General features: G+C 49.1%; 24 protein-coding genes. 12 read left to right on the forward strand and 12 right to left on the reverse strand.

The features are described 5' to 3' along the window. Positions 1 to 373 precede the first annotated feature (373 nt). From OGV74_RS01905 to OGV74_RS01920, 4 genes are read left to right on the forward strand one after another with little or no spacing between them, the layout of a single operon-like run. Positions 374 to 1,498, forward strand: a complete 1,125-nt coding sequence (locus OGV74_RS01905) for a glycosyltransferase family 4 protein (protein WP_003837612.1) — start codon at positions 374 to 376, stop codon at positions 1,496 to 1,498. Further along, a complete protein-coding gene (rfaP, locus tag OGV74_RS01910) occupies positions 1,491 to 2,288 on the forward strand; it encodes a lipopolysaccharide core heptose(I) kinase RfaP (RefSeq protein ID WP_086504680.1) in 798 nt (265 codons plus the stop codon). The genes OGV74_RS01905 and rfaP overlap by 8 nt, the downstream gene beginning before the upstream one ends. Positions 2,289 to 2,318: 30 nt before the next feature. After that, positions 2,319 to 3,338 (forward strand): glycosyltransferase family 8 protein, encoded by a 1,020-nt coding sequence (locus tag OGV74_RS01915; RefSeq protein ID WP_071696648.1) that lies wholly within the window; start codon positions 2,319 to 2,321, stop codon positions 3,336 to 3,338. Between the two features lie 47 nt (positions 3,339 to 3,385). Continuing rightward, entirely contained in the window at positions 3,386 to 4,375 is a 990-nt protein-coding gene (locus tag OGV74_RS01920; RefSeq protein ID WP_086504679.1) for a glycosyltransferase family 8 protein, read from the forward strand. A gap of 30 nt (positions 4,376 to 4,405) precedes the next feature. On the opposite strand, the gene OGV74_RS01925 is transcribed toward OGV74_RS01920, so the two are convergent. From OGV74_RS01925 to rfaD, 7 genes are read right to left on the reverse strand one after another with little or no spacing between them, the layout of a single operon-like run. After that, positions 4,406 to 5,350: a glycosyltransferase family 8 protein gene (locus OGV74_RS01925; protein ID WP_086504678.1), complete on the reverse strand. Its 945-nt coding sequence runs from the start codon at positions 5,348 to 5,350 to the stop codon at positions 4,406 to 4,408. Then, positions 5,351 to 6,406 (reverse strand): lipopolysaccharide core heptosyltransferase RfaQ, encoded by a 1,056-nt coding sequence (rfaQ, locus tag OGV74_RS01930; RefSeq protein WP_071696645.1) that lies wholly within the window; start codon positions 6,404 to 6,406, stop codon positions 5,351 to 5,353. It abuts the gene before it with no gap. A gap of 1 nt (position 6,407) precedes the next feature. Further along, complete coding sequence (locus OGV74_RS01935; RefSeq protein WP_071696644.1) at positions 6,408 to 7,421, reverse strand: glycosyltransferase family 2 protein; 1,014 nt, start codon at positions 7,419 to 7,421, stop codon at positions 6,408 to 6,410. Next, positions 7,414 to 8,697 (reverse strand): O-antigen ligase family protein, encoded by a 1,284-nt coding sequence (locus tag OGV74_RS01940; protein WP_234400784.1) that lies wholly within the window; start codon positions 8,695 to 8,697, stop codon positions 7,414 to 7,416. The genes OGV74_RS01935 and OGV74_RS01940 overlap by 8 nt, the downstream gene beginning before the upstream one ends. 16 nt (positions 8,698 to 8,713) lie before the next feature. Beyond that, positions 8,714 to 9,682, reverse strand: coding sequence for a lipopolysaccharide heptosyltransferase RfaC (gene rfaC, locus OGV74_RS01945; protein WP_071667599.1), 969 nt, complete (start codon positions 9,680 to 9,682; stop codon positions 8,714 to 8,716). Between the two features lie 3 nt (positions 9,683 to 9,685). Then, entirely contained in the window at positions 9,686 to 10,732 is a 1,047-nt protein-coding gene (rfaF, locus tag OGV74_RS01950; protein ID WP_071667600.1) for an ADP-heptose--LPS heptosyltransferase RfaF, read from the reverse strand. 12 nt (positions 10,733 to 10,744) lie between these two features. Further along, complete coding sequence (gene rfaD / locus OGV74_RS01955; protein ID WP_003827312.1) at positions 10,745 to 11,677, reverse strand: ADP-glyceromanno-heptose 6-epimerase; 933 nt, start codon at positions 11,675 to 11,677, stop codon at positions 10,745 to 10,747. Positions 11,678 to 11,892: 215 nt separating this feature from the next. Here rfaD and kbl point away from each other — a divergent pair, with 215 nt between their 5' ends. The 3 genes from kbl to OGV74_RS01970 all read left to right on the forward strand — a co-directional run bounded on the left by kbl (position 11,893) and on the right by OGV74_RS01970 (position 15,354). After that, positions 11,893 to 13,089, forward strand: a complete 1,197-nt coding sequence (kbl, locus tag OGV74_RS01960; RefSeq protein WP_286520224.1) for a glycine C-acetyltransferase — start codon at positions 11,893 to 11,895, stop codon at positions 13,087 to 13,089. 9 nt (positions 13,090 to 13,098) lie between these two features. Then, positions 13,099 to 14,124, forward strand: a complete 1,026-nt coding sequence (tdh, locus tag OGV74_RS01965; RefSeq protein ID WP_003024132.1) for an L-threonine 3-dehydrogenase — start codon at positions 13,099 to 13,101, stop codon at positions 14,122 to 14,124. A 192-nt stretch (positions 14,125 to 14,316) separates the two neighbouring features. Further along, the gene (locus OGV74_RS01970; protein WP_003844540.1) at positions 14,317 to 15,354 is read left to right on the forward strand and encodes a glycosyltransferase; all 1,038 of its coding nucleotides are present in this window, start codon (positions 14,317 to 14,319) and stop codon (positions 15,352 to 15,354) included. Here the strand turns inward: OGV74_RS01970 and OGV74_RS01975 are convergent, their stop codons facing one another. From OGV74_RS01975 to gpmM, 3 genes are read right to left on the reverse strand one after another with little or no spacing between them, the layout of a single operon-like run. Then, positions 15,355 to 16,290, reverse strand: a complete 936-nt coding sequence (locus tag OGV74_RS01975; RefSeq protein WP_086504676.1) for a divergent polysaccharide deacetylase family protein — start codon at positions 16,288 to 16,290, stop codon at positions 15,355 to 15,357. A gap of 3 nt (positions 16,291 to 16,293) precedes the next feature. Continuing rightward, positions 16,294 to 17,553 carry a murein hydrolase activator EnvC gene (gene envC / locus OGV74_RS01980; RefSeq protein WP_229235822.1) on the reverse strand — a complete coding sequence of 420 codons (1,260 nt, stop codon included), beginning with the start codon at positions 17,551 to 17,553 and terminating at the stop codon, positions 16,294 to 16,296. A gap of 33 nt (positions 17,554 to 17,586) precedes the next feature. After that, the gene (gene gpmM / locus OGV74_RS01985) at positions 17,587 to 19,131 is read right to left on the reverse strand and encodes a 2,3-bisphosphoglycerate-independent phosphoglycerate mutase (protein WP_032950516.1); all 1,545 of its coding nucleotides are present in this window, start codon (positions 19,129 to 19,131) and stop codon (positions 17,587 to 17,589) included. A gap of 248 nt (positions 19,132 to 19,379) precedes the next feature. Here gpmM and OGV74_RS01990 point away from each other — a divergent pair, with 248 nt between their 5' ends. The 5 genes from OGV74_RS01990 (at position 19,380) to cysE (ending at position 22,548) form a co-directional block, all read left to right on the forward strand. Then, positions 19,380 to 19,811 carry a rhodanese-like domain-containing protein gene (locus OGV74_RS01990; RefSeq protein WP_003024148.1) on the forward strand — a complete coding sequence of 144 codons (432 nt, stop codon included), beginning with the start codon at positions 19,380 to 19,382 and terminating at the stop codon, positions 19,809 to 19,811. Positions 19,812 to 19,863: 52 nt separating this feature from the next. Beyond that, positions 19,864 to 20,115 (forward strand): glutaredoxin 3, encoded by a 252-nt coding sequence (grxC, locus tag OGV74_RS01995; protein WP_003024152.1) that lies wholly within the window; start codon positions 19,864 to 19,866, stop codon positions 20,113 to 20,115. A gap of 46 nt (positions 20,116 to 20,161) precedes the next feature. Continuing rightward, positions 20,162 to 20,629: a protein-export chaperone SecB gene (gene secB / locus OGV74_RS02000; protein ID WP_003024155.1), complete on the forward strand. Its 468-nt coding sequence runs from the start codon at positions 20,162 to 20,164 to the stop codon at positions 20,627 to 20,629. After that, positions 20,629 to 21,648: an NAD(P)H-dependent glycerol-3-phosphate dehydrogenase gene (gene gpsA / locus OGV74_RS02005; protein ID WP_032950514.1), complete on the forward strand. Its 1,020-nt coding sequence runs from the start codon at positions 20,629 to 20,631 to the stop codon at positions 21,646 to 21,648. The genes secB and gpsA overlap by 1 nt, the downstream gene beginning before the upstream one ends. A 78-nt stretch (positions 21,649 to 21,726) precedes the next feature. Continuing rightward, positions 21,727 to 22,548 carry a serine O-acetyltransferase gene (gene cysE, locus OGV74_RS02010; protein WP_003024160.1) on the forward strand — a complete coding sequence of 274 codons (822 nt, stop codon included), beginning with the start codon at positions 21,727 to 21,729 and terminating at the stop codon, positions 22,546 to 22,548. An 86-nt stretch (positions 22,549 to 22,634) separates the two neighbouring features. Here cysE and trmL read toward each other — a convergent pair whose 3' ends face one another. Continuing rightward, positions 22,635 to 23,108, reverse strand: coding sequence for a tRNA (uridine(34)/cytosine(34)/5-carboxymethylaminomethyluridine(34)-2'-O)-methyltransferase TrmL (trmL, locus tag OGV74_RS02015; RefSeq protein ID WP_003024163.1), 474 nt, complete (start codon positions 23,106 to 23,108; stop codon positions 22,635 to 22,637). A 46-nt stretch (positions 23,109 to 23,154) separates the two neighbouring features. Then, entirely contained in the window at positions 23,155 to 24,495 is a 1,341-nt protein-coding gene (locus tag OGV74_RS02020; protein ID WP_003024165.1) for an MFS transporter, read from the reverse strand. Positions 24,496 to 24,561 lie beyond the last annotated feature (66 nt).

A 24,561-nucleotide genomic window follows, 5' to 3' on the forward strand; every position in this document is an offset into this window, starting at 1 on the left:
CTTTACCATCATTTTTATCCAGGTTGTATCAAAACGATGGAATTGGTGGGGAACTGATTTCGCTGATGGCTATTTCAAAAATTCACATGGCCGCATTTATATGTCTTAACCTCTTGTGCGGTGTGCGTTTCCTGATGAACTGGTGTCTTATTTATCTGTATGTTTTTAATGATTTATTTTGTTTTTTGTTTAAAAAATATTCATTTCGGAATGCTTGGTAATAAATGATATACTACTGCGCAATTTCAGGTAGCTAGCGGGCAGAAACGTTTCGAAAGCACAGAAAGTCATCTTTGGATGCTTTAGGCAAGGATTACACGATTCTGATGCTTCAAACCTGATATGCCTGGCGACGCGATGCGGATATTAATGCATGAATATTGCTTTTTGTTTGTACAAGTATTTTCCCTATGGTGGGTTACAGCGTGATTTCTTGCGAGTAGCGCTGACGGTTGCTTCTCGTGGCCATCATGTTCAGGTATTTACCCAGTCATGGCAGGGCGAGCGTCCGGAAGGGCTGGAGATTATACTCGTCCCCGTTACATCCAGAACGAATCATGGGAAAAACGAGCAATATTATCAGTGGGTTCAGAATTATTTAACTCAACATCCCGTCGATCGTGTCGTTGGTTTTAATAAAATGCCTGGCCTGGATGTGTATTACGCTGCGGACGTTTGCTATGCGGAAAAGGTTGCCCGCGAGAAAGGCTTTTTCTACAAATTGACGCGCAGGTACCGACACTACTCTGCATTTGAAAAAGCCGTATTTCAGCAGGGTGTCGGCACTACGCTTTTGATGTTAACCGATAAACAAATTGGTGACTTCAAACATCATTACCAAACTGAGAGCCAGCGCTTTCGTATTCTGCCTCCAGGAATCTACCCTGACAGAAAGTACAGCCAGCAACCTGAAAACAGCCGGCTGATTGTTAGGGAAAAAAATGGTATTGGTCTCGATCAGTTCTTGCTCTTACAGGTAGGTTCCGATTTCAAACGCAAAGGCGTGCCAAGAACATTACAGGCGTTGGCTTCTTTGCCTGATGTCATTCGCCACCGCACACGATTGATGGTTGTTGGTCAGGATAAGGCCGATCGCTATCGCGCTCAGGCTCGTCAATTGGGGGTTGAAGAACAAGTGCAGTTCTTCTCGGGGCGGGACGATGTCGCAGAATTGATGTCTGCTGCTGATTTATTACTTCACCCAGCTGTACAGGAAGCCGCCGGTATTGTCTTGCTAGAAGCTGTAGTTGCCGGACTGCCGGTATTAACTACCGAAGTTTGCGGCTATGCGGGTTATATCAACGCCGCCCAATGTGGGGTGGTGATTCCTGAACCTTTTGAGCAGGAAAATCTGAATACAGCACTTTTCGATGCGCTGCAAAATAATGAGCAGAGAAGTCGTTGGGCCGGGAACGCACGGCATTTTGCTGATACAAAAGATCTCTACAGCCTGGCAGATAAAGCTGCAGATATCATTTTAGGTCCTAAGAATGATTGAATTAAAAGAACCATTTGCCACGCTGTGGCAAGGAAAAGACCCGTTTACTGAAGTCGCTAAGCTGGACGGTGAGGTTTTTCGCGCCCTGGAAACACGACGTACCCTACGTTTTGAGATGATGGGTAAGGGTTATTTTCTTAAATATCATCATGGAACCACGCTTAAAGAAGTGGTGAAGAATCTTATATCTTTACGTATGCCTGTACTTGGCGCAGACCGTGAGTGGCTGGCGATACATCGCTTGCAAGAACTGAATGTTGATACTATGACGGGGGTTGCATTTGGTCAAAAAGGTCTGAATCCGTTAGAGCGAACCTCATTTATCATCACTGAGGACCTTTCTCCAGCCATCAGCCTCGAAGATTTTTGCGCCGGGTGGGAAGTTGAGCGCCCTGATTTTGTATTAAAACGGACCATTATTACCCGCGTGGCAGAAATGGTGGGTAAAATGCATCGGGGGGGAGTAAATCATCGGGATTGCTATATTTGCCATTTTTTACTCCAACAACCGATGCCAGAAAATATTGCGGATATCAAACTCTCCGTAATTGATCTGCATCGTGCGCAAATTCGTCAACATGTACCGCGCCGCTGGCGAGACAAGGACTTGATCGGGCTCTATTTCTCTTCACTTGAGATTGGCTTGACGTCCAGAGATATTTATCGTTTTTTACGTATCTATTTTTCTATGCCACTACGCGAAATCTTTCGTCAGGAAGTCAGGTTGTTTGAACTGGCTGTCACAAAAGCGCAAAAAATAAGACAAAGAACAATAAGAAAAGCGCTATAAATCACAGATAAAGTTTGAGGCCATTTTACTATGAACATTGATTTCCAAAAGCTAGTTATCCAAAAACACGTCATAGACAGCTCTACGCATGAGAAGAGTAAAAAATTAAGTGTTGCGTATGGTGTCGACCGTAATTTTTTATTTGGCTCTGGTATTTCAATGACCTCAGTATTAGTGAATAACCCTGATATTGATATTCACTTTTATATAGTAACAGACTATATAGATGACGATTATCTGGAGAGTGTAAAACGCCTGACCCAAATGTATAGTACGACTGTGACGGTTCTTATGTTCGATAACGCGGCGTTTCGTGAATTGCCGAGTACAAAAGCATGGACTTATGCAATGTACTATCGTTATTTCGCATTTGAATATTTAAGCACAGAGTTAAGCTCCGTACTATATCTTGATGCAGATGTTATTTGCAAAGGCTCTCTTCGCGAGCTTACCGAGATTAATTTCTGTGGAGAATATGCCGCTGTTATTAATGATATTGATGAAGTGCGTATTAAATCCGGTAACAGACTCGGTATTCCCGAATTGAGTAACGGTTACTTTAATTCCGGTGTGGTATTTGCGAATCTTCAAGTTTGGCATGAACAGCAGTTGCTGACCAAAGCATTTTCTATTTTAGATAAACGCCAAAAAGAACTCCTTTATTTTGATCAGGATGTATTAAATATATTATTTGTAGGGAATGTTATTTTCCTGAGAAGAGATTTTAACTGCATTTATGGTGTGGATCAGGAACTAAAAAACAAAAATGATAAAATTTATCAGGATTATATTACAGATAATACTGTTTTAATTCATTATGTCGGTGTTACTAAGCCATGGCATACATGGGCTAAATATCCGGTAGCTAAATTCTTCATTGATGCCTATAAAAAATCCGCATGGGCAGAAAAATCCTTGTTAAATGCAAATACAGCAAAACTGTATAAACGTAAATCACGGCATGAAAGAGTGCAGCGTAAATATATTCGCTCGGTACTTAGTCATGTAATGTATATAAAAAATAAGTTACACAATTCAAAAGCATATTGAATATAGAAACAGTAACTTATTGATAATCGATTAAATAGGTGTAGCGAATGAACTTTGATTGTCATCAGTCTATAAAAAAGATACTTGAGTTTAATCAAGCGCCGACCGAACAGAAAATACAACTTAACATCGCCTGGGGTGTTGACAGGAATTTTATGTTTGGTGCTGCAATTTCGATGACATCGGTACTATTGAATAATAAAGATTTAAATATCCATTTTCATCTTTTTACTGACTACATTGATGCTGATTACCAGCAGCGAATTGCTAAATTAGCAGAGCAATTTTCCACAAACATCTCAATTTATGTTATGGATGCTAATGAGTTAAAAGTTTTGCCAAGTGGTCACGCTTGGTCACACGCAATGTACTTCAGGTTTATTGCCTTTGAATATCTTGGTGAGAAAATTGATTCACTTTTATACATTGATGCGGATGTAATGTGTAAAGGTTCACTTTTTGAACTCACGCAGATTGATCTTGGAGAACATGTTGCAGCGGTAATTACCGATGTGGATGATAGCCCTGCCAGAGATATTGAGATAAATAAAGATTATTTCAATTCAGGTGTCATATTTGCAAACCTAAAAAAGTGGAAAGAGCAGAATTTTATCAATGCAGCTTTTGATATCTTATTAGACAAAAATAATAAACTTTCATTCCCGGATCAGGATGTCTTGAATATTCTTTTCTTTAAGAAAGTAATTTTTCTGGAGCGAAGGTTCAATGCTATCTATGGAATTAAGCAAGAATTAAAAAGCAGAGATCTTGCGAAATATAAAGAATATATTACACCTGATACTATTCTAATTCACTATGTTGGCGTGACTAAACCCTGGAATTCATGGGCAAATTATCCTTCAGCACAGTTTTTTGTTGACGCCTGGAAGGCTTCGCCTTGGGCGGATGTTCCATTGTTACCCGCCAGAACGCCAAAACAATATAAAAAGAAATCAAGGCATGAAAGATTACAAGGGAAGTATTTCGCCTCGATAATAAGCTATATTGGTTATTTGCGGGAAAAATTAAAAAAGTAAGTAAAAAAACTCCCGTAAGGGAGTTTTTTATTAACGTAATTTAGTCTTAAGGTATTTCAAATACCATTTGACAGATGCGCAGTAATTCCCTTTTTTAGCTTCCTGGCGTGAATAGACCCGATAATCAGTAGGTCTCATGCGTGGAGCATAGGAGCGCAATGCAGTATTTCGCCATGGCGTGAAATGATGGTAGAAGAGATAAAGTTGCTGTGAAAGCCCAGTATGTTCTTTATACCAGGGCTTCCTTCCACCAGTGAAGTGGATAATTCTTGGCAGAATATCTTTTTGGTAGAAGAATATCTCTTTTTGTTGATCGGTAAACCAGTTGAACAAAAAATTCCATCGGTTATCAATAAACTTAACGTTACCATCTATTGCGATATTGAGTGCATCTTGGTCAAAGTAAGGCAAGGATTTACCTTGTTCAAATAACACGGTGTTTGCTTTGTTTTCAATATCAAACTTGATCCAGTTTTCAATGTTAATATACAAAAAACCAGCATTGAAATAATGACCAGTACTAAGGCCCAGACGCTTGGCATTTTTTGTATCGTGAATATCGAGAGAGTCGTGACTGACAGCACAAATGACGTTGCTGATATCAATGCTGTTAATGTCATTTAGCTTATCAAAACACAGGGTATCGGCATCTAAGTAGATAAAACGCTCAACTGTATCTTTTAGTAAGCGCGGTACGGCCAGACGCATATAGGTCGAACGGTTCAAGTGTTTGATTGCAAAGTCATTATTATACTTTTCAATCTCTTCTTTATCGATATTGATAACCTGAATTTTATCACTGGTTGAACGCAGTTTATTGATTTCTTCGTCAGTAACGTCATAGACAAAGACAAAAAATGACAGGTCCTGTTCCGGGTTGTTCATTATGACAGACATAATGGACACTGCTACATATTCCAGATAATTGGCATCCGTGCAGTAAGCAATATTAATGACGTTATTTTTGTTGTCCATTTATGCTTTCTCATTACTTTTATTAAAGCCACTATCATGAAGTACCGTATCGATAGCGTCAATCACGGCCTGTTCCGGTATCCATGTCAGATATTTTTTTGACCGGTCGAGTTCATCCCGCGAAGGCATCGGATGGTATTCGCCAGCCCAAATCAAAACGGCTTTATCAGACCATGGCTTCCACTGTTGGTAGTTGGTGGCACCAAACAGGCAAACCTGCGGTGTCCTTAGCGCTGCAGCCATATGCATAGGTGCGGAATCGACACCAATGTACAAAACAGCATGGTCGATCAACGCAGCTAGTTGCAGGAAGGTCGTTTTACCTGCCAGCGTCAGATCAGGAGACGATTGGCACAGTTCAGCAATGCGCTGAACCTGTTGCTGCTCACTTGTTGCAGGCCCACAGGTAAGATAAACATGCAAACCACGCTGATGCAGGTGGTCTATAACATGCGCGAATTTATCATCATCCCAGCATTTAAACTCTTGTCTGGCAGTGGGTTGAATAACGACATATTTCTGCGTAGTCAACGTGGGTAACAGGGATACCAGATGTTGATAATCATCTTGACGATAACTCAGCGACATCTCTTTCTTTAGTTCTGCTTCGCTAAAGCCAATGCCTTTTAGAATTGATAGGTTTTGTTCAACAATATGCGTCCCAATGGAGGGTGTTACTCGCGTAAAAAGCCGGTTCCACTGATCTTTTTCGCGCTGGAAGGCAATTGAAGGACGGCGTAAAGAGGCGATAAGCGCACCAATTGGCCATTGTTCAGTGAGGTTAACAATCAGGTCATAGTGATTTTTCTTCAGTTGTTGACGTACTGAGAGATAATTCTTGGCTGTTGCCAGCAGGCTCTGTTTTTTCTCAATGAGATAAAATTCATTGATGTCTTTGTGGGCGGCTAAGATAGCTTTGGTATCTTTATAGAGGAGCAGATCGATCTTAGCATGTGGATAACGAGCCCGAATGCTGGCAATGACTGGTGTTGTTAACAGAACATCTCCATAAAATTTGAGCTTGCAAATAAGAACTCGGTCAATTTTTTCAAACATGTTAAAATCCCTTTCGAAAAAATAAGTTCTTAAAAGCAGATATTGTTTTATATCTTATTTCAGAAATAGAACGATCAATATGGGGAAATTTCATCTTAAGAATTATTTTTTTCTTGACGATTTTCGTATCGCAGCATGCTAGTGCATTCTGAATGTCATTCAGCATACTTTCGCTGTAGCGATAATAACCTTTTTTCTTGCGTAACAGTTTACGTCCTTCCAAAAAACAGTTGATGATCATAAGTGTGGCAACAGTACGTTTTGCGCTATTTTTATTTATATAGTTATACATTTTGCGCATAGCAAAAAAGATACTATCCGCATCACTGTCAATAATGTTCTCGGTAATGCTTTTATCATTTACTCGGTAGTAATATAGCTTATTCTCGATTTTTAGAATCTTATGGCATTTAAAATACTGGAATGGGCAAAAAATCACGTCTTCGTAGCGATGATGTTCCTCGAACTTATCGCTACCAATGATATTGCGGTGAAAGATTTTTGTCATCAGATGCCATTGCCCAGCCTTGAATGTTGGTAACAGAGGGGCGTAATTGTCATCTGATAATATTATTTCGCGCTGGGCAATGTTGTTTTCCATTTCCGGCGCGTTTTTATACAAATTGTTTATATCTCGAGTTAAGTTAAATTCGATAATGTCATATTTTTCGTCTCTTAACTTAGGCAGGAGAATTGTGAAATAATCTGCGCAGACAATATCATCACTGTCTACAAAGCCAATATATTTCCCTGTCGCATGGGCAAGCCCAACGTTACGAGTGATTGCAACGCCCTGATTTTTTTGGCTTATATATTTAACATTATGGCAATCTTTTTCGCGGTAAAACGCATTTATACGCTCTTCGGTTAAATCCGTAGAGCCATCATTAACAATTATTACTTCTACATCATCGGTGATGCTCTGATGTATAGACGCCAACGTCGCTGTGATGAGTTCAGCGTTGTTGTATGTAGGTATAATAATGCTCAGTAAATAACCGGAAGTGTTAACCATGGCATCGTTCTCTTGTTGGATTCGAGCTCAGTACTGCTGCTACACATAACGCCAGTACGCTGCTCAGGGCTTCACCTTTGGCATACAATAATAAATCACTCAAGCCGTAGACAGCGATAGCGCCTGAGACGACGAACAACAGAGGACTACGTTGCCAGTAAGCTATTAAAAACATGGCAGTATAGAGCAAGAGTAGCACAACAACACCAGGGATGCCTTTCAGCGAGAAGGTATCAACTATTTCGTTATGCAGGTGGACGTCCACATAGGCGAGAGCCCCTTGCATTGTGACATTTTGCAATGCGAACGCTTTGATTTCTGCATCTCGTTGTTCAAGCGATTGCCCCCAGAGGTGTGCGTTTCCTGCTTCAATACCGACCTGTTGCATCGCAAATCGCGCACCAATTGATGTATTACTGTTATTCTGGCTGTAAGAATGCAAGTCGGCCATCAGATTCTGGTAACGCACCTCAATAACCGATTTTAACGGAATAGTTGCCAAACCGCCGAGTATAACGAAGGCTAGCAATGCTCTTAATAACATTCTGCGATTATGTCGGTAGTGCATGAAAAACAACCCAATACTCAGGATTGGATAGATCAGAATGGCCGCTCGGGTCTGTGTCGTAACCATGACGGCAAGGGAGAGCAAAAAATGCAAAAGATAGAGTGAAACAGTGTGTTTTAGTCGCAGATTAAGGATGGCCTGTGATGCTAACAAAGCGATAAATGTCAGGCCGTAAGCCGCTCCGGTTGGATGTTCAAAACCGAGAGCAACACGGTAGGTCATAATATCTGGTGCTCCGGCGGCCTCGTAGCCCGCGAAAAGATATAAACCCAATGCTGTAAGGATCGTCCAGAGACTGGTAATGCGAGTTTTGTTAGCACACGGCTCTCGCGTTGCCAGAGCTGTCATAACCAGTGCGGCAAAAATCATCACTTTGCCACCGTTCTGGTATGAACGATAGGCACCGGTAAAGGCTGAGCCAGATTGTTTAAATACTTCTACCCAAATAATCTGGAGTAAACCAAAGAGCAGCAACATAACAGGCAAAACCAGATTTTGTTTGTTACTGCACACATGCTTTATATTTTTTCCTATGAGCGGCAGAGACAGAGCCGTGGAGAAAATAAATACCTTCAGCGCTTCATCTGGATTGACCAGCACCATCGCAAGAGTTACCAGGATCCCAGCATAAAATAAGACGTATATAAAATCGAATGGATTATTTTTTATACTACAAACAAAACGAGAAAACATGTGTTGGCGAAGCATGGTTCGTCTCTTAAAGTTAAAGCAAATTATTATCAATTAGCGATACGTTGACTAAGCTTGCGTCCAGATCCTGCAATTTTCCGGAATGGCTCTGCTGTGTATATTGATTCTTCCCATATCCCCCAATCAGTCCGGGATCCGTTGGGCCATACAACGTAATATTCGGGCGATCCAATGCGGCGGTTAAATGGCTGAGACCTGTATCAACCGACACCACAAATTTTGCTCCCGCCAGGATGCGAGCAACCTCTTCCAGACTCATCCGCGGCAGGACATCGACGTAAGGAAAACCTTCCGCCAGCCTTTTGGCGCGCTCTTCTTCATGAGGGGCGCCCCAGGGGAGTTTAATACGGATGCCCGTATTATTTAACAGCCCAATCAGCTCCCGCCAGTTGGCTTCTGGCCAGTGCTTATCATCACGTGTTGTGGCATGCAGAAATACGGCATATTGGCCTGTATCAGCATTACATTCATTCACAAAATGCTGAGCGATAGCGTAATCACCCTGCGATTGCGGTTTGGCATATCCCAGACTTTTGGCGAACAATTCACGCGTACGTTCTACCGCATGCTGCTGTTTAGCAATGTGATGTTTGCGATTATAAAACAGGCTAGCCAGCGGCTCGCGGGCCGTACTCCAGTCCATACCATGCTTGACGCCACGTGCCAGACGCGTCACCAACGCCGCACTTTTAACCAGACCCTGCGCATCAATTATCGCGTCATACTGCTGCAAACGTACCGCATCGCGAAACGCTTTACGCTCGGCTTTAATCGGCGCTGAAAACCAGGCTTTACGCCAGCGGCGAATCGCCACTGGGATGACCCGGTCAACGGCTGCATGCCAGGAAGGGATCTGCGCGAATCCTTCTTCCACCACCCAATCAAATTGAATACCCGGAATAGCCTGCTGCGCATCGGTTAATGCGGGCAACGTATGCAGTACATCGCCCATAGACGACGTTTTAACGATCAGAACCCGCATCCGTCAGGCTTCCTCTTGTAACAACAGGTCGTTGAGTTCTTCCAGTACACGCCGGGGTGTGATGTCAATCAGGCTTTGGTGATAGCCTTCTGCCGCATCGCCCTTGCGCACTTTGTGATAGCCCGTAATCAGACGAATGACCCGCGCTTTGTGCGACAACGGCGGGGTAAAGTCCGGACTACTTGGGCCATACAACGCTACCAGAGGTCGATTCAACGCTGCGGCAACGTGCATTAATCCAGAGTCGTTGGTGACGACCGCTTTGCAGGCGGCAAGCAGAATAACAGCCTGCTCCAGCTGCGTTTCGCCCGCCAGATTACGACACCAGGCCTGCTGCTCAACGCTTAACGTTGCCAGGATTTCATTTCCAGCTTCATGATCTTTTGCCGAGCCAAACAGCACAATCTGATGACCTTCGTCGATCAGCTGTTTTGCCAGTTCAGCATAATGGTAGTGTGGCCAGCGTTTCGCCGGACCAAATTCCGCACCCGGGCAAAAACCGATGATGGGGCGTTCGGCAGAAAGGGAGAACTGGCTACAGGTCAGAGACTTTTCACCTTCGCTGACCTGCAACTGTGGCCACAGCAGAGGTTGCGGCAAATCTTTAGCCGACAGCATGACGCCTTTATCGTAGGCCAGGGCCACATAGCGTTCGACCATCAGCGGCCATGCGTCTTTATCCAGCACGCGCGCATCGTTGAGCAGGCCGTAGCGCATTTCACCACGCCAACCGGTACGATGTGGAATACCTGCAAAAAAGGGCACCAGCGCGGATTTAAACGAGTTAGGCAGCACATAAGCGCGGTCATAGCGCTTCTCACGCAGGCTATGACCGAGCTTACGCCGTTCGCCAATTTCCAGAGCGCCATGCCCAAGCGGCATCGCGATCGCTTCATTGACTTCCGGCATCCGCGACAGCAGCGGACGGCACCATGCAGGTGCCATCACGTCGATTATCGCCTGGGGATAGCGCGCCTTGAGCGTGCGATAGAGACTTTGCGACATCATCATGTCGCCCACCCATGACGGGCCAACCACCAGAATCCTCATAGATTGCCTGCCTTATGCGTCGCGGTTCAGCCAGGCCATATATTCCGTTACGCCTTCAGCAACGGTCTTAAACGGCTTGTCATAGCCCGCGGCGCGCAGGTTGGTCAGGTCTGCCTGAGTAAACGCCTGGTAGCGGCCTTTCAGTTTTTCCGGGAATGGAATGTACTCAATGCTGCCTTTTTTGTGGTACGCCAGCGTTGCGTCAGCAACGGCCTGGAAAGATTCTGCGCGACCGGTACCGAGGTTAAAGATGCCTGATACCCCGTTTTCCAGGAACCACAGGTTTACCGCAGCCACATCGCCAACATAAACGAAATCACGTTTGAAGTTTTCGCTGCCTTCGAACAGTTTTGGTGTTTCGCCATTGTTAAGCTGGGTATTGAGGTGGAAAGCAACGCTTGCCATGCTGCCTTTGTGGCCTTCACGCGGTCCGTAGACGTTGAAATAGCGGAAGCCAACAATCTGTGAGTTGGCTTCTGGCAGGATCTGACGCACGTACTCGTCGAACAGGAATTTTGAGTAGCCATAGACGTTCAGCGGTTTCTCATATTCACGGGATTCGATGAAATCAGAAGTGCGACCGCCATAGGTGGCGGCAGAGGATGCGTACAGGAACGGGATTTCACGCTCCAGGCAGTAGTGCAGTAGCTCTTTGGAGTATTGATAGTTGTTATCCATCATATACTTGCCGTCCCACTCGGTGGTGGAAGAGCATGCGCCTTCGTGGAAAATCGCTTCGATATCGCCGAAATCTTCCCCGGCCATAATCTGGATTAGGAAGTCTTCCTTGTCCATGTAGTCAGCAATATTCAGATCCACCAGGTTAACAAACTTGGTGCCGTCTTTCAGGTTGTCCACCACCAGGATGTCGGTGATGCCTTTATCATTCAGGGACTTAACGATGTTGCTGCCGATAAAGCCCGCGCCGCCGGTAACGATGATCATAAATGTAACCTTCGAATTATGGAGTCAGAGACAATCTCAGACACGAATACTTTCTATCATATCACTACATGGCTCAGGCTTCAGCCATTCACCGATAAGCCGTGCGGGTACACGTGATTTATGCTTCATTTTGAAGAAGTGATGATGCGTCATCTCGTATCAAAGTATAGCTTTGGGTAATATGTGCTGAAATTTGCCCAGTCTGGAGAATTGAAATGCGTGGGGATTTTTACAAACAGTTAACCAACGATCTCGACACCGCACGTGCGGAAGGATTGTTTAAAGAAGAGCGCATTATTACATCTGCCCAGCAGGCGGATATCACCGTGGCGGACGGAAGCCACGTTATTAACTTTTGTGCGAACAACTATCTGGGACTGGCCAACCACCCGGAGCTGATTGCAGCGGCAAAAGCGGGTATGGATTCTCACGGATTTGGTATGGCTTCGGTTCGCTTTATTTGCGGTACCCAGGATAGCCATAAGCAACTGGAGCAAAAACTGGCGGCATTCCTCGGTATGGAAGATGCCATCCTTTACTCTTCCTGCTTCGACGCCAATGGCGGCCTGTTTGAAACGCTGCTGGGCGCAGAAGACGCAATTATTTCCGATGCCCTGAACCACGCTTCTATCATTGATGGCGTTCGTCTGTGTAAAGCAAAACGTTTCCGTTACGCCAACAACGATATGGTGGAACTGGAAGCTCGCCTGAAAGAAGCACGTGAAGCGGGCGCTCGTCATATCCTGATCGCCACTGATGGCGTGTTCTCTATGGATGGTGTGATCGCTAACCTGAAAGGCGTTTGCGATCTGGCGGATAAATACGACGCGCTGGTCATGGTTGATGATTCCCATGCCGTCGGTTTTGTCGGCGAAAATGGTCGTGGCTCCCATGAATACTGTGACGTGATGGGTCTCGTGGACATCATCACCGGTACGCTGGGTAAAGCACTCGGCGGCGCATCCGGTGGTTACACCGCAGCGCGCAAAGAAGTTGTTGAGTGGCTGCGTCAGCGTTCCCGTCCTTATTTGTTCTCCAACTCACTGGCGCCAGCGATTGTTGCGGCCTCCATTAAAGTGCTGGAAATGGTTGAGGCTGGCAGCGACCTGCGCGACCGCCTGTGGGCGAACGCACGTCAGTTCCGCGAGCAAATGTCTGCCGCTGGCTTTACTCTGGCCGGTGCCGATCACGCGATCATCCCGGTGATGTTGGGTGATGCAGTAGTGGCGCAGGCGTTCGCCCGCGAGCTGCAAAAAGAGGGGATTTACGTTACCGGATTCTTCTATCCGGTGGTTCCAAAAGGCCAGGCGCGTATCCGTACCCAGATGTCTGCGGCGCATACCCCTGAGCAGATTACGCGTGCTGTTGAGGCGTTCACACGCATTGGTAAACAACTGGGCGTTATTGCCTGAGGATGTGAAATGAAAGCGTTATCCAAACTGAAAGCGGAAGAGGGCATTTGGATGACTGACGTTCCTGAACCGGAAGTCGGTCATAACGATTTGCTGATTAAAATCCGTAAAACAGCCATCTGCGGGACTGACGTTCACATTTATAACTGGGATGAATGGTCGCAAAAAACCATCCCAGTACCGATGGTCGTTGGGCATGAATATGTCGGCGAAGTTGTTGGCATCGGCCAGGAAGTTAAAGGCTTTAAAATCGGCGATCGTGTTTCTGGTGAGGGTCATATCACCTGCGGACATTGCCGTAACTGCCGCGGTGGACGTACTCACCTGTGCCGCAATACGACCGGTGTCGGTGTAAACCGTCCGGGCTGCTTTGCGGAGTACCTGGTGATCCCGGCATTTAACGCATTTAAAATCCCGGACAATATCTCCGACGACCTGGCGTCTATCTTCGATCCGTTCGGTAATGCAGTGCACACGGCGCTGTCGTTCGATCTGGTTGGGGAAGATGTACTGGTGTCCGGTGCGGGTCCAATCGGTATTATGGCGGCGGCGGTCGCGAAGCACGTTGGCGCACGCCACGTGGTGATCACCGACGTTAATGAGTATCGCCTTGAGCTGGCGCGCAAAATGGGTATCACTCGCGCGGTCAACGTATCGAAAGAGAATCTGACCGACGTGATGGCTGAACTGGGTATGACCGAGGGGTTTGATGTGGGCCTGGAGATGTCCGGGGCGCCGCCAGCGTTTCGCGCTATGCTGGACACCATGAATCACGGTGGCCGTATTGCTATGCTGGGTATTCCGCCATCTGATATGTCCATCGACTGGACCAAAGTTATCTTTAAAGGACTGTTTATTAAAGGTATCTACGGTCGTGAGATGTTTGAGACATGGTACAAAATGGCTGCACTGATCCAGTCTGGTCTGGATTTGTCGCCGATCATCACCCATCGATTCTCTATCGATGAATTCCAGCAGGGCTTTGACGCGATGCGTTCAGGCCAGTCAGGGAAAGTGATCCTGAGCTGGGATTAACCGTATCCACCCTGTGGATTCTGTGTGTTGTCCCCGGATGTTGATTATCATTAATCATCCGGGGCGTTCTTTGCCTGCACAATCTCTCCCGCCCGGCGCATTTTCCGCTAAAGAATTAATAATTTTTTCTGAAAATCTACCGCTTAATATGCTAAAAAGTGCCGATTACTCTATTGCCTGGCTGGATTTGATATGACCTATATCCCTGGTCTCCTGAGCGTCATTATGCCGCTTTACAACACGGGTGAACCGTTCATTGCGTGTATGGATTCGCTGATTGCGCAAACCTGGAAGAACCTGGAGATCATCATTGTTAATGATGGCTCTACGGATAACTCTGCGGAGCTTGCTCAGTCTTATGCGGATCGTTATCCGCACGTTCATCTGCTGCACCAGCGCAATGGGGGCGTTTCTGCGGCGCGCAATACCGGTATGAAAGTCGCCAGGGGGGAGTACATCGCGTACGTAGACGGCGATGATATTGCCTACCCGGAAATGTATGAAACGCTGATGACTATGGCGCTGAAAGACAACCTGGATGTTGCGCAGTGCAACGCTGACTGGTGTATTGCCGAGACGGGCCACACATGGGCATCCATTCCTACCGATCGTATTCGTTCTACCGGCGTGATGACCGGGCCAGACTGGTTACGCAAAGCGTTAGCCAGCCGCCGTTGGCGACACGTTGTCTGGATGGGCGTTTATCGTCATCAGACTATCCGCGACGCGGGGCTGACCTTCCTGTCTGGCCTGCATCACCAGGATATTATCTGGACGACGGAGTTTATGTTTAATGCGAAGCGCGCGCGTTACACGGAAATCCCTTTGTATAAATACTTCCTGCACGGCGCATCTGTTAGCCGTCTGCCGCGCACCGGGCTGAAAAATCTCGCTTACCAGCGCCACTACATCAAAATTACCCGTCTGCTGGATAAGATGAATCACGACTACGCCGGGCGTATTCCCATTTACCCGGAATTCAAACAGCAGGTGATTTACGAAGCGCTACGCGTTTGTCATTGCATACGTAAAGAGCCAGACGAGAAAATCCGCCAGCGCATGATTGCTGAAGTATTCGTGTCGGGTATGTTCAAGCGTATGGTAAGCAATATTTGCAGCGTTAAGCTGGGTTATCAGGTGCTGTTGTGGGCCATCCGCTTTAGCCAGTGGCGCGATAAAGCACTGACGCCGCGCCGCCTGGCTCATTTAACGCTGGATAGCAAAGACTGATTATTGCCAGCCCTGCCACTGCAGGCGCATATACTGCATCAGCGTGCTTTGGGTAATGCTTTCGCCGAGCACGCTGAAGAAGCGGCTGGCGTACACTGGCTCTAACGGCTGCTTCGGTTTGCATAATTTCACCCCGCGGAAAGGATTACGCGGCGCATCAGGTGTACCGTTCTTCGGTGGCGTGAGGTTTGGTCTGGAGGTATCCACCTGCGGTTCATTGAGCAGGCTGCTTGGGCGAACCAACGTGATGTCGGCTGGCAGGCTATACAGCATCTGTTGCAGGACACGAACCGTAGACGGGTGAGGATGGCCAATGGCGATTGCGGAACCGTTGCGGCGCGCCAGCTCGACGGCACGATTAAACTGACGGCGAATATCGGCTTCGTTTTGCGTGTCATCAAGGAAGACTTTGCGTTTGATGACCCTCACGCCGGTTCCTGACGCTGCGCGCATTGCCTGGCTGTTACCAATGGTCATGCTGTCCAGGAAGTAGAGATCGTAGCGTTCCAGCGCCTGCATCACCTTCTGCATGCCAAACAGGCTGGAGGTCATCGCGCTGCCCATATGGTTGTTCAGACCGACCGCATTCGGTACTTTGCTTACCGCGTCGCGAATAATTCGCTCAATCTCTTCGCTGCTCATTTCAGGGCGTAAAGTATCTTTCTCTAACGGCTGCTTGCTCAGCGGTGCCATTGGCAGATGGATTAAGACTTCATGCCCGCTGTTATGCGCTTTGATTGCCATTTCACGCGCATGTGGGGCGTTAGGCAGAACGGCAACGGAGATGGTAGAAGGCATCGCCAGTACCTGGTTTTCAGTGTGTGGGCGATAGCCGAAATCATCAATGACGATGGCGAGTTTGCCAGCAAAAACAGGTGTTGCGAAGGCCAGCAGGCTGGCGAGAGAGAGTAGTAGACGACGAAATTGTTGTGGCAAAACTTATCTTCCCAACCACGGCTGTGGATTGACCGCCTGACCCTGGCGACGAATTTCGAAATAGAGTGCCGGCCTGCCCTGACCGCCGCTGCTACCCACTAGTGCTATAGGCTGCCCGGCGCGAACCTGCGTACCGACGCTGACCAGTGCGCTCTGGTTATAACCGTACAGGCTCATATCGCCTTTACCGTGCTCAACGACGACCACCAGGCCATAGCCCTGCAACCAGTCCGCCAGAATGACGCGACCATCGGCAATGGCTTTAACTTCGGTGCCTTCGGATGCGCCAATAACCATCCCCTTCCAACGTAGCTCACCCTGCAGTTGTTCGCCATAACGATGTAGGGTTGGACCCCGAACGGGCCAGAATGCCTGGCCGCGTGGCGAACCCAAACCGCCGGTACGTGACATCAGAGATTTTTCACTTTCGGTCGGTTTGTAGGTTGAGCCTTTCCGTGATGCATCCTGTTGCTTATCGCGTACGGCCTGCGCCTCGCGGGCTTCACGTTCCGCGCGTGCTTTGGCTGCGGCTTCGGCGCGAGCAATGCTGTTGCGCAGGCGCGATTCGTTGGCGCGCATTTCGCCTAGCTGCTGCTGACCCTGTTGAATCGATGATTCCAGACTCGAAAGTGTTTTCTGGCGTTCGTTACGTGCCTGTTCCAGCTTAGCCTGCTGAGCGCGCTGTTCGTACAGTAGCGTCTGCTGTTCGCTTTGCTTATCTTCCAGCTCGGCTTTTTGCGAGTCGACCTCTTCGCGGGTTTGTTTCAGCTGCGCGATAGTTTCTTGCCTCGCCTGGTTCAGGTAGCCGAAATAGGCTTGCAGGCGCTGTCCGCGCTGGCTTTCTTCGCCGCTAAGGATGAGCTGAATACCGGTGTGTTCACCCTGGCGAAACGCGGCGTCTAACTGGGCTGCCAGACTGCGCTCTTGCGCTGCTCGTTGCTTTTCCAGCTTCGCGAGTGCTGCGTTCATCTCTGCGATTTGCGCGTTCAGCTGTGCCAGTGAGTTCTGCGTTTCGCGTAACTGCCTTGCGGCAACGGCGATGGCTTGTTCCTGAGCTTTAAGCTGAGCGAGGAGAGTGGAACGTTGTTGTTGCTGTTGGCGTACCGCGCGTTCTTTTGCCGCGATATCGGCCTGAATAGATTTGAGCTGGTCGCGTTCGTCCGCGTGGGCGGAAAAGGCGCACAGCAATACGCCAGCGCTAAGCGCGCTGGCGTAGAACAAGGGCCTGACTGAAAACTTACGCGGTTTCACGGCCCGAGTGATGGTATTAATCGCCTTTCCCCTCATGGGGAGGGATTATTCCACGATGAACAGCGGCTTACCAGTCATCTCTTGCGGGATTTCCATACCCATCAGCGTCAGCATCGTCGGGGCGATATCAGAAAGTTTGCCGCCTTCGACTGCTTTGACGTTCTTACCACCGACATAAATCAGCGGAACGGGCAGGTTGGTATGTGCAGTATGTGCCTGACCGGTGGACGGATCGCGCATCTGCTCTGCGTTACCGTGGTCTGCGGTGATCAGCAACTGGCCGCCAACGGACTCAACCGCTTTAGTCACCTGCTCAACGCAGTGATCCAGCGCTTCAACCGCTTTAACCGCTGCTTCCATCACCCCGGTGTGACCAACCATGTCGCCGTTCGGGTAGTTACAAATGATGGTGTCGTATTTACCGCTCTCAATCGCTGCAACCAGCTTCTCGGTCAGTTCAGCAGAGCTCATTTCCGGTTGCAGATCGTAGGTCGCAACTTTCGGAGAGTTGATCAGGATGCGGTCTTCGCCTTTGAACGGCTCTTCTACGCCGCCGTTGAAGAAGAAGGTCACGTGCGCATATTTTTCAGTTTCGGAAATACGCAGCTGCGTTTTTTCGTTCTTCGCCATCCACTCACCAAAGGTGTTGGCCAGAGATGCTGGTGGGTAAGCAACCGCAGTTTTGATGTCTGCCGCGTATTCGGTCAGCATCACAAAGTTGAGGTTAACGACTTTCTTACGGGCGAAGCCGTCGAAATCAGCGTTAACAAACGCACGGGTGATTTCACGCGCACGGTCAGCACGGAAGTTCATGAAAATCAGCGTATCGCCATCTTCCATAGCAGCATCTGCCTGACCTTCGGCACGGATCACGGTGGCTTTAACGAATTCGTCGTTTTCGTCGCGGGCATAAGCAGCCTGCAGACCTTCAACCGCCGTAGCGAACTGGAACTCGCCCTTCGCCAGCGTCATCAGATCGTAAGCCTGTTCAACGCGATCCCAACGGTTGTCGCGGTCCATAGCGTAGTAACGACCGATGATGGACGCTACGCGGCCTTTGCCCAGCGCGGCAAATTTCTCTTCGAATTTCTGCAGTGAATGTTCAGCGCTGCGCGGCGGAGTATCACGACCATCAAGGAAAGCGTGCAGATAGATTTTATCAGCGCCGCGTTCAGCGGCCATTTCTACCATCGCCATGATGTGATCTTCGTGGCTGTGAACGCCGCCAGCAGAGAGCAGACCCATGATGTGTACCGCTTTCCCGGCATTTTTTGCCTGGTCGACCGCATCGGTCAGCACCGGGTTAGCGAAGAAAGTACGTTCTTTGATTTCAACGTCCAGACGGGTAAGGTCCTGATACACGATACGGCCCGCGCCCAGGTTGACGTGACCCACTTCGGAGTTGCCCATCTGGCGATCGGGCAGGCCGACTTCCAGACCGGACGCATCAATCAGGGTATGCGGACGTTTTGCCCACAGCGCATCCATTACCGGGGTTTTAGCACTAAAAATGGCGTTATCCTGGCTGTCTTCGCGATAGCCGTAGCCATCCAGAATCACCAGTACCATAGGTTTTTTAGAAACCGACATTGCGACAACCTCACACTCAAGAGATAAAAAATAATTGCGTAATTTTACTACAGCTGAATCGATAAAGTAGCCCCCGAAGATCAAATAATGGGGGATCGCGTGCTAAGGGGAACACCGATTTACATTTTTTTTTCCGTAGCGCCCCGCAAAAATGCAATCCAATGCACGCTCTGGCTGTATTTGCGCCAACGCGCAGGTATACTCCTTTCCTGGTTTTTTAATCACTGAGTCGGGAGTTGTTACCCCCCATGCAAGAAATTATGCAATTTGTTAGTCGCCACCCTGTCTTGAGTATCGCCTGGATTGCGTTACTGGCGGCTGTATTATTTACCACGTTTAAGAGCCTGACCTCAAAAGTGAAGGTGATTACTCGCGGCGAAGCTACACGTCTCATCAACAAAGAAGACGCCGTTGTTGTGGATTTACGCCAGCGCGACGACTTCCGCAAAGGCCATATCGCAGGCTCCACTAACCTGCTGCCGAGCGAAATCAAAGCCAACAATTTTGGCGAACTTGAAAAACACAAAAACAAACCTGTGATTGTGGTTGATGGTTCAGGCATGCAGTGCCAGGATTCAGCAACTGCGCTGATTAAAGCCGGTTTTGAGCAGGTATCCGTACTGAAAGACGGCGTAGCGGGCTGGAGTGGTGAGAATCTGCCACTGGTTCGCGGCAAGTAATTTACCCGTCTTCTTTCATGCCGCAGGGTAAAAAGAACACTGGAGATAAGTCATGGCCAATATTGAGATCTACACCAAAGCAACCTGCCCGTTTTGCCATCGCGCAAAAGCGCTGTTGAACAGCAAGGGTGTGAGTTTCCAGGAGCTTCCGATTGACGGCGATGCCGTAAAGCGTGAAGAGATGATCAAGCGCAGTGGCCGTACGACGGTTCCGCAGATTTTTATTGATGCACAGCACATTGGCGGTTGTGACGACTTGTATGCGTTGGATGCGCGTGGTGGACTGGATCCCCTGCTGCGATAAGGCGTACTGAAAGTATTTAAAGGACAACACTAAGGGTTTTCTAAACATGTCAGAACAAAATAACACTGAAATGGCTTTCCAGATCCAACGTATCTATACCAAGGATGTGTCTTTCGAAGCGCCAAATGCACCGCATGTTTTCCAGAAAGATTGGCAGCCAGAGGTTAAACTGGATCTTGATACCGCATCTACCCAACTGGCAGATGACGTGTATGAAGTAGTGCTGCGTGTCACCGTAACGGCTTCCCTGGGTGAAGAAACTGCGTTCCTGTGCGAAGTTCAGCAGGGCGGTATTTTCTCCATCAGTGGTATCGAAGGGACTCAGATGGCGCATTGCCTGGGCGCATACTGCCCGAACATTCTGTTCCCGTATGCCCGTGAATGCATCACCAGCCTGGTATCACGCGGTACGTTCCCGCAACTGAACCTTGCGCCGGTCAACTTTGATGCGCTGTTCATGAACTATTTACAGCAGCAGGCTGGCGAAGGTACTGAAGAACATCAGGATGCCTGATGAACCAAAGTAATGCTTCAATGACTGTGATTGGTGCCGGCTCGTACGGCACCGCTCTTGCCATCACCCTGGCAAGAAATGGCCATCAGGTTGTCCTGTGGGGCCATGATCCGAAACATATCGCGACCCTTGAGCACGATCGCTGCAACGTCGCGTTCCTCCCTGATGTGCCTTTTCCTGACACACTGCGCCTGGAAAGTGATTTAGCCACTGCGCTGGCCGCCAGTCGTAATATTCTGGTGGTGGTGCCGAGCCACGTCTTTGGCGAAGTGCTGCGAAACATCAAACCATTGATGCGTCCTGACGCACGACTGGTCTGGGCGACAAAAGGTCTGGAGGCGGAAACGGGACGTCTGCTGCAGGACGTCGCACGCGAAGCACTGGGGGATGCTATTCCACTGGCGGTCATCTCCGGTCCGACGTTCGCCAAAGAGCTGGCTGCGGGCATGCCGACGGCGATTTCTCTGGCCTCGACGGACGACGCCTTTGCTGACGATCTCCAGCAGTTGCTGCACTGCGGCAAAAGCTTTCGCGTTTACAGCAACCCGGATTTCATTGGCGTGCAGCTTGGCGGCGCGGTGAAAAACGTCATTGCGATTGGTGCGGGGATGTCTGACGGCATCGGTTTTGGCGCGAATGCGCGTACCGCATTGATCACCCGTGGACTGACCGAAATGTCTCGCCTTGGCGCGGCGCTGGGTGCCGATCCTGCCACCTTTATGGGGATGGCGGGTTTAGGCGATCTGGTGCTGACCTGTACCGACAACCAGTCGCGTAACCGTCGTTTTGGCATGATGCTCGGCCAGGGTATGGACGTGCAGGGCGCGCAGGACAAGATTGGTCAGGTGGTTGAAGGCTACCGCAATACGAAAGAAGTTCGTGAATTGGCGCACCGTTTTGGTGTCGAGATGCCAATAACCGAGGAAATTTATCAAGTATTGTATTGCGGAAAAAACGCGCGCGAGGCAGCATTGACGTTATTAGGTCGTGCGCGCAAGGACGAGCGAAGCAGCCACTAGCCCTAGGGAACCGTTTCAATCTAACGACCCGACCCGCGAAGAACGGGTCGGTCGTTTTGCTACCTTCTGGAGTACGCAATGCCGTGTGAAGAACTGGATATCGTCTGGAAAAACATTAAAGCGGAAGCCCGGGCACTGGCGGAATGTGAGCCAATGTTGGCCAGTTTTTACCACGCAACGCTGCTCAAACATGAAAATCTCGGCAGTGCGCTAAGCTATATGCTGGCGAATAAACTCGCTTCTCCAATCATGCCCGCCATTGCGATTCGCGAAGTCGTGGAAGAGGCCTATGCCGCCGATCCTGAAATGATTGCCTCAGCGGCCTGTGATATTCAGGCGGTACGTACGCGTGACCCGGCTGTCGATAAATATTCCACCCCACTTCTGTACCTGAAGGGTTTTCATGCGCTTCAGGCCTACCGTATCGGTCACTGGCTGTGGCATCAGGGGCGTCAGGCGCTGGCGATCTTCCTGCAAAATCAGGTGTCCGTTACCTTCCAGGTAGACATTCATCCGGCGGCAAAAATTGGCCGTGGGATTATGCTCGATCACGCAACCGGCATTGTGGTCGGTGAAACGGCAGTGATTGAAAATGATGTCTCTATTCTGCAATCCGTCACGCTAGGCGGGACCGGTAAAGCCGGCGGCGATCGTCATCCGAAAATTCGTGAAGGTGTAATGATTGGCGCGGGAGCAAAAATTCTCGGCAACATTGAAGTCGGGCGCGGCGCGAAGATTGGCGCAGGTTCCGTGGTTTTACAACCGGTACCCCCGCATACCACTGCGGCAGGCGTACCTGCACGCATTGTCGGTAAGCCTGACAGCGATAAACCGTCTATGGATATGGATCAGCATTTCAACGGGATTCATCATACTTTCGAATACGGTGATGGCATCTGATTTCGAGCTATGCCCGGCGGCGCAGTGCTTACCGGGCCTACAAATCTCGTAGGTCGGATAAGGCGTCAGCCGCCATCCGACAAAAATCAACTACGCAATACCGCGCCGGGATAACCTAACTGGCGCCAGGCCTCATACACCACCACCGACACCGCATTTGACAGGTTCATGCTGCGACTGTCCGGCATCATCGGAATTCGAATTTTTTGTTCGGCTGGCAGCGCGTCGAGGATGCTGGGTGGCAGACCGCGAGTTTCCGGGCCAAACATCAGATAATCCCCATCCTGATAGCTTACTGCGCTATGCGCTGGCGTACCTTTGGTGGTCAGGGCAAACAGACGTTGCGGATTTTCTGCGGCGACGAAGCTGGCGTAATCAGGGTGGCGCAGCACGGCGGTAAACTCATGGTAATCCAGCCCCGCGCGACGCAGGCGCTTGTCGTCCCAGGTAAAGCCCATTGGCTCAATAATATGCAGACGAAAGCCGGTGTTGGCGCAAAGACGGATAATATTGCCGGTATTTGGCGGGATTTCTGGTTCGAATAAAACGATGTTAAGCATACTGCCCCCTTGATAACGGGGGGCAGAATAGCAGAAAGAGCGGGTACTATGCGACGGTCAGCGCGTGCGGTTTATAGCGTTGCAGTTTGTAAATCGTTGCGGCAGCCGCAACCAGCGCCGGAAGGCTGAGGAACATTAATATACTGTCTGCCTGCCATTGCAGGGAAAGTAGCTGGGCGCTCATCATCGTTCCGGCTACGCCACCGAAGCGGCCCACGCCCTGCATCCAGGCAATGCCCGTCGCGCGACAGTGGGTCGGATAAAACGTGGCGGCCAGCGTCTGCAGCCCGGACTGCGCGCCGTTCATGGTAATCCCCATCAGGAAGATCAGTGCGCCGAACAAGATGATATGGTTATGTTCAAACCCGAGAGCGAGGGCAAACAGCATCGTCAGAATAAAGCCGAGTGACACCACTTTATGTGCTTCCCAGCGATCCATTAACCAACCGGCCAGCAGGATCCCTGCGGTACCGCCAAAGGTAAACAGTGACGTCAGCCAGGCGGATTCAGCCAGCGGATAGCCCATTCCCAGCATCAGCGTTGGCATCCAGCTCAACAGCACGTAGTAGATAACCAATCCCATAAAGTAGGTCATCCAGAGCATCAGCGTGCCCGGCAGCCAGGGCATACTGAATAGCTGTGCCACGCTGCCTTTTTTGACTGTGACGCGGTCTTCATCCAGATAAAACTGGGTAACCTGTTCCAGACTTCCCGACATAAAGCGTTGAGCAATGCGTTTAACCTGTGCAACCCCTTTACCGCGGTGAACCAGATACTTCACCGACTCCGGCAGGAACAGCACCAACAATACGGTGAGGGCCAGCGGGGCGATCGCACCGGCAAGCAGGACGCTGTGCCAGCCGTAGTTGGGGATAAGCCAGGAGGAGATCACCCCGCCGCCTGCAGCCCCTAACGGAAAGCCGCAGTACATGGTGTTAATCGCCATTGAACGACAGCGTTTTGGTGCAAATTCTGACACCAGAGTGATGGCATTGGGCATTGCCGCGCCAAGACCCAGCCCGGTGAGAAAGCGCCAAAATGTGAGCATATTCAGCGTCTGGGCATAGGCAGTTCCCAGACTGGCGAGGCCAAAAAACAGACAGGAAAAGACCAGCACGCGTTTACGGCCCATACGATCGGAAATCGGCCCGGCCAGCAGTGCACCAAATGACAGGCCCAATAGCGCGGCGCTTAACACCGGTCCAAGGTCCTGCTTCTTGATGCCCCAGTCGGCTGAGAGCGTGGGCGCAATATAGCCCATCGCCGCCGTATCGAAGCCGTCGATGGCCAGGACCAGAAAACCCAGGACAATAATGACCCAGTGGAAGCGCGAAAAAGGACTGTCATCTATCGCCTGCTGGATATTCACTTTTCCGGAATAAGCCATGTTACCCTCGCCCGTTATGATGGTTGTTATCTGTATATTTCGCCCATGTATTAGCTTGTATATACA

The sequence above is a fragment of the Citrobacter sp. Cf116 genome, from assembly GCF_030336505.1.
GTDB classification, from domain to species: Bacteria; Pseudomonadota; Gammaproteobacteria; order Enterobacterales; family Enterobacteriaceae; genus Citrobacter; species Citrobacter freundii.

Bases quoted from the DNA above. Each gene is read 5' to 3' on its own strand.
- OGV74_RS01905 (WP_003837612.1), top strand. From the start codon at position 374: ATGAATATTGCTTTTTGTTTGTACAAGTATTTTCCCTATGGTGGGTTA.
- rfaP (WP_086504680.1), top strand. From the start codon at position 1,491: ATGATTGAATTAAAAGAACCATTTGCCACGCTGTGGCAAGGAAAAGAC.
- OGV74_RS01915 (WP_071696648.1), top strand. From the start codon at position 2,319: ATGAACATTGATTTCCAAAAGCTAGTTATCCAAAAACACGTCATAGAC.
- OGV74_RS01920 (WP_086504679.1), top strand. From the start codon at position 3,386: ATGAACTTTGATTGTCATCAGTCTATAAAAAAGATACTTGAGTTTAAT.
- OGV74_RS01925 (WP_086504678.1), bottom strand. From the start codon at position 5,350: ATGGACAACAAAAATAACGTCATTAATATTGCTTACTGCACGGATGCC.
- rfaQ (WP_071696645.1), bottom strand. From the start codon at position 6,406: ATGTTTGAAAAAATTGACCGAGTTCTTATTTGCAAGCTCAAATTTTAT.
- OGV74_RS01935 (WP_071696644.1), bottom strand. From the start codon at position 7,421: ATGGTTAACACTTCCGGTTATTTACTGAGCATTATTATACCTACATAC.
- OGV74_RS01940 (WP_234400784.1), bottom strand. From the start codon at position 8,697: ATGCTTCGCCAACACATGTTTTCTCGTTTTGTTTGTAGTATAAAAAAT.
- rfaC (WP_071667599.1), bottom strand. From the start codon at position 9,682: ATGCGGGTTCTGATCGTTAAAACGTCGTCTATGGGCGATGTACTGCAT.
- rfaF (WP_071667600.1), bottom strand. From the start codon at position 10,732: ATGAGGATTCTGGTGGTTGGCCCGTCATGGGTGGGCGACATGATGATG.
- rfaD (WP_003827312.1), bottom strand. From the start codon at position 11,677: ATGATCATCGTTACCGGCGGCGCGGGCTTTATCGGCAGCAACATCGTT.
- kbl (WP_286520224.1), top strand. From the start codon at position 11,893: ATGCGTGGGGATTTTTACAAACAGTTAACCAACGATCTCGACACCGCA.
- tdh (WP_003024132.1), top strand. From the start codon at position 13,099: ATGAAAGCGTTATCCAAACTGAAAGCGGAAGAGGGCATTTGGATGACT.
- OGV74_RS01970 (WP_003844540.1), top strand. From the start codon at position 14,317: ATGACCTATATCCCTGGTCTCCTGAGCGTCATTATGCCGCTTTACAAC.
- gpmM (WP_032950516.1), bottom strand. From the start codon at position 19,131: ATGTCGGTTTCTAAAAAACCTATGGTACTGGTGATTCTGGATGGCTAC.
- OGV74_RS01990 (WP_003024148.1), top strand. From the start codon at position 19,380: ATGCAAGAAATTATGCAATTTGTTAGTCGCCACCCTGTCTTGAGTATC.
- grxC (WP_003024152.1), top strand. From the start codon at position 19,864: ATGGCCAATATTGAGATCTACACCAAAGCAACCTGCCCGTTTTGCCAT.
- secB (WP_003024155.1), top strand. From the start codon at position 20,162: ATGTCAGAACAAAATAACACTGAAATGGCTTTCCAGATCCAACGTATC.
- gpsA (WP_032950514.1), top strand. From the start codon at position 20,629: ATGAACCAAAGTAATGCTTCAATGACTGTGATTGGTGCCGGCTCGTAC.
- cysE (WP_003024160.1), top strand. From the start codon at position 21,727: ATGCCGTGTGAAGAACTGGATATCGTCTGGAAAAACATTAAAGCGGAA.
- trmL (WP_003024163.1), bottom strand. From the start codon at position 23,108: ATGCTTAACATCGTTTTATTCGAACCAGAAATCCCGCCAAATACCGGC.
- OGV74_RS02020 (WP_003024165.1), bottom strand. From the start codon at position 24,495: ATGGCTTATTCCGGAAAAGTGAATATCCAGCAGGCGATAGATGACAGT.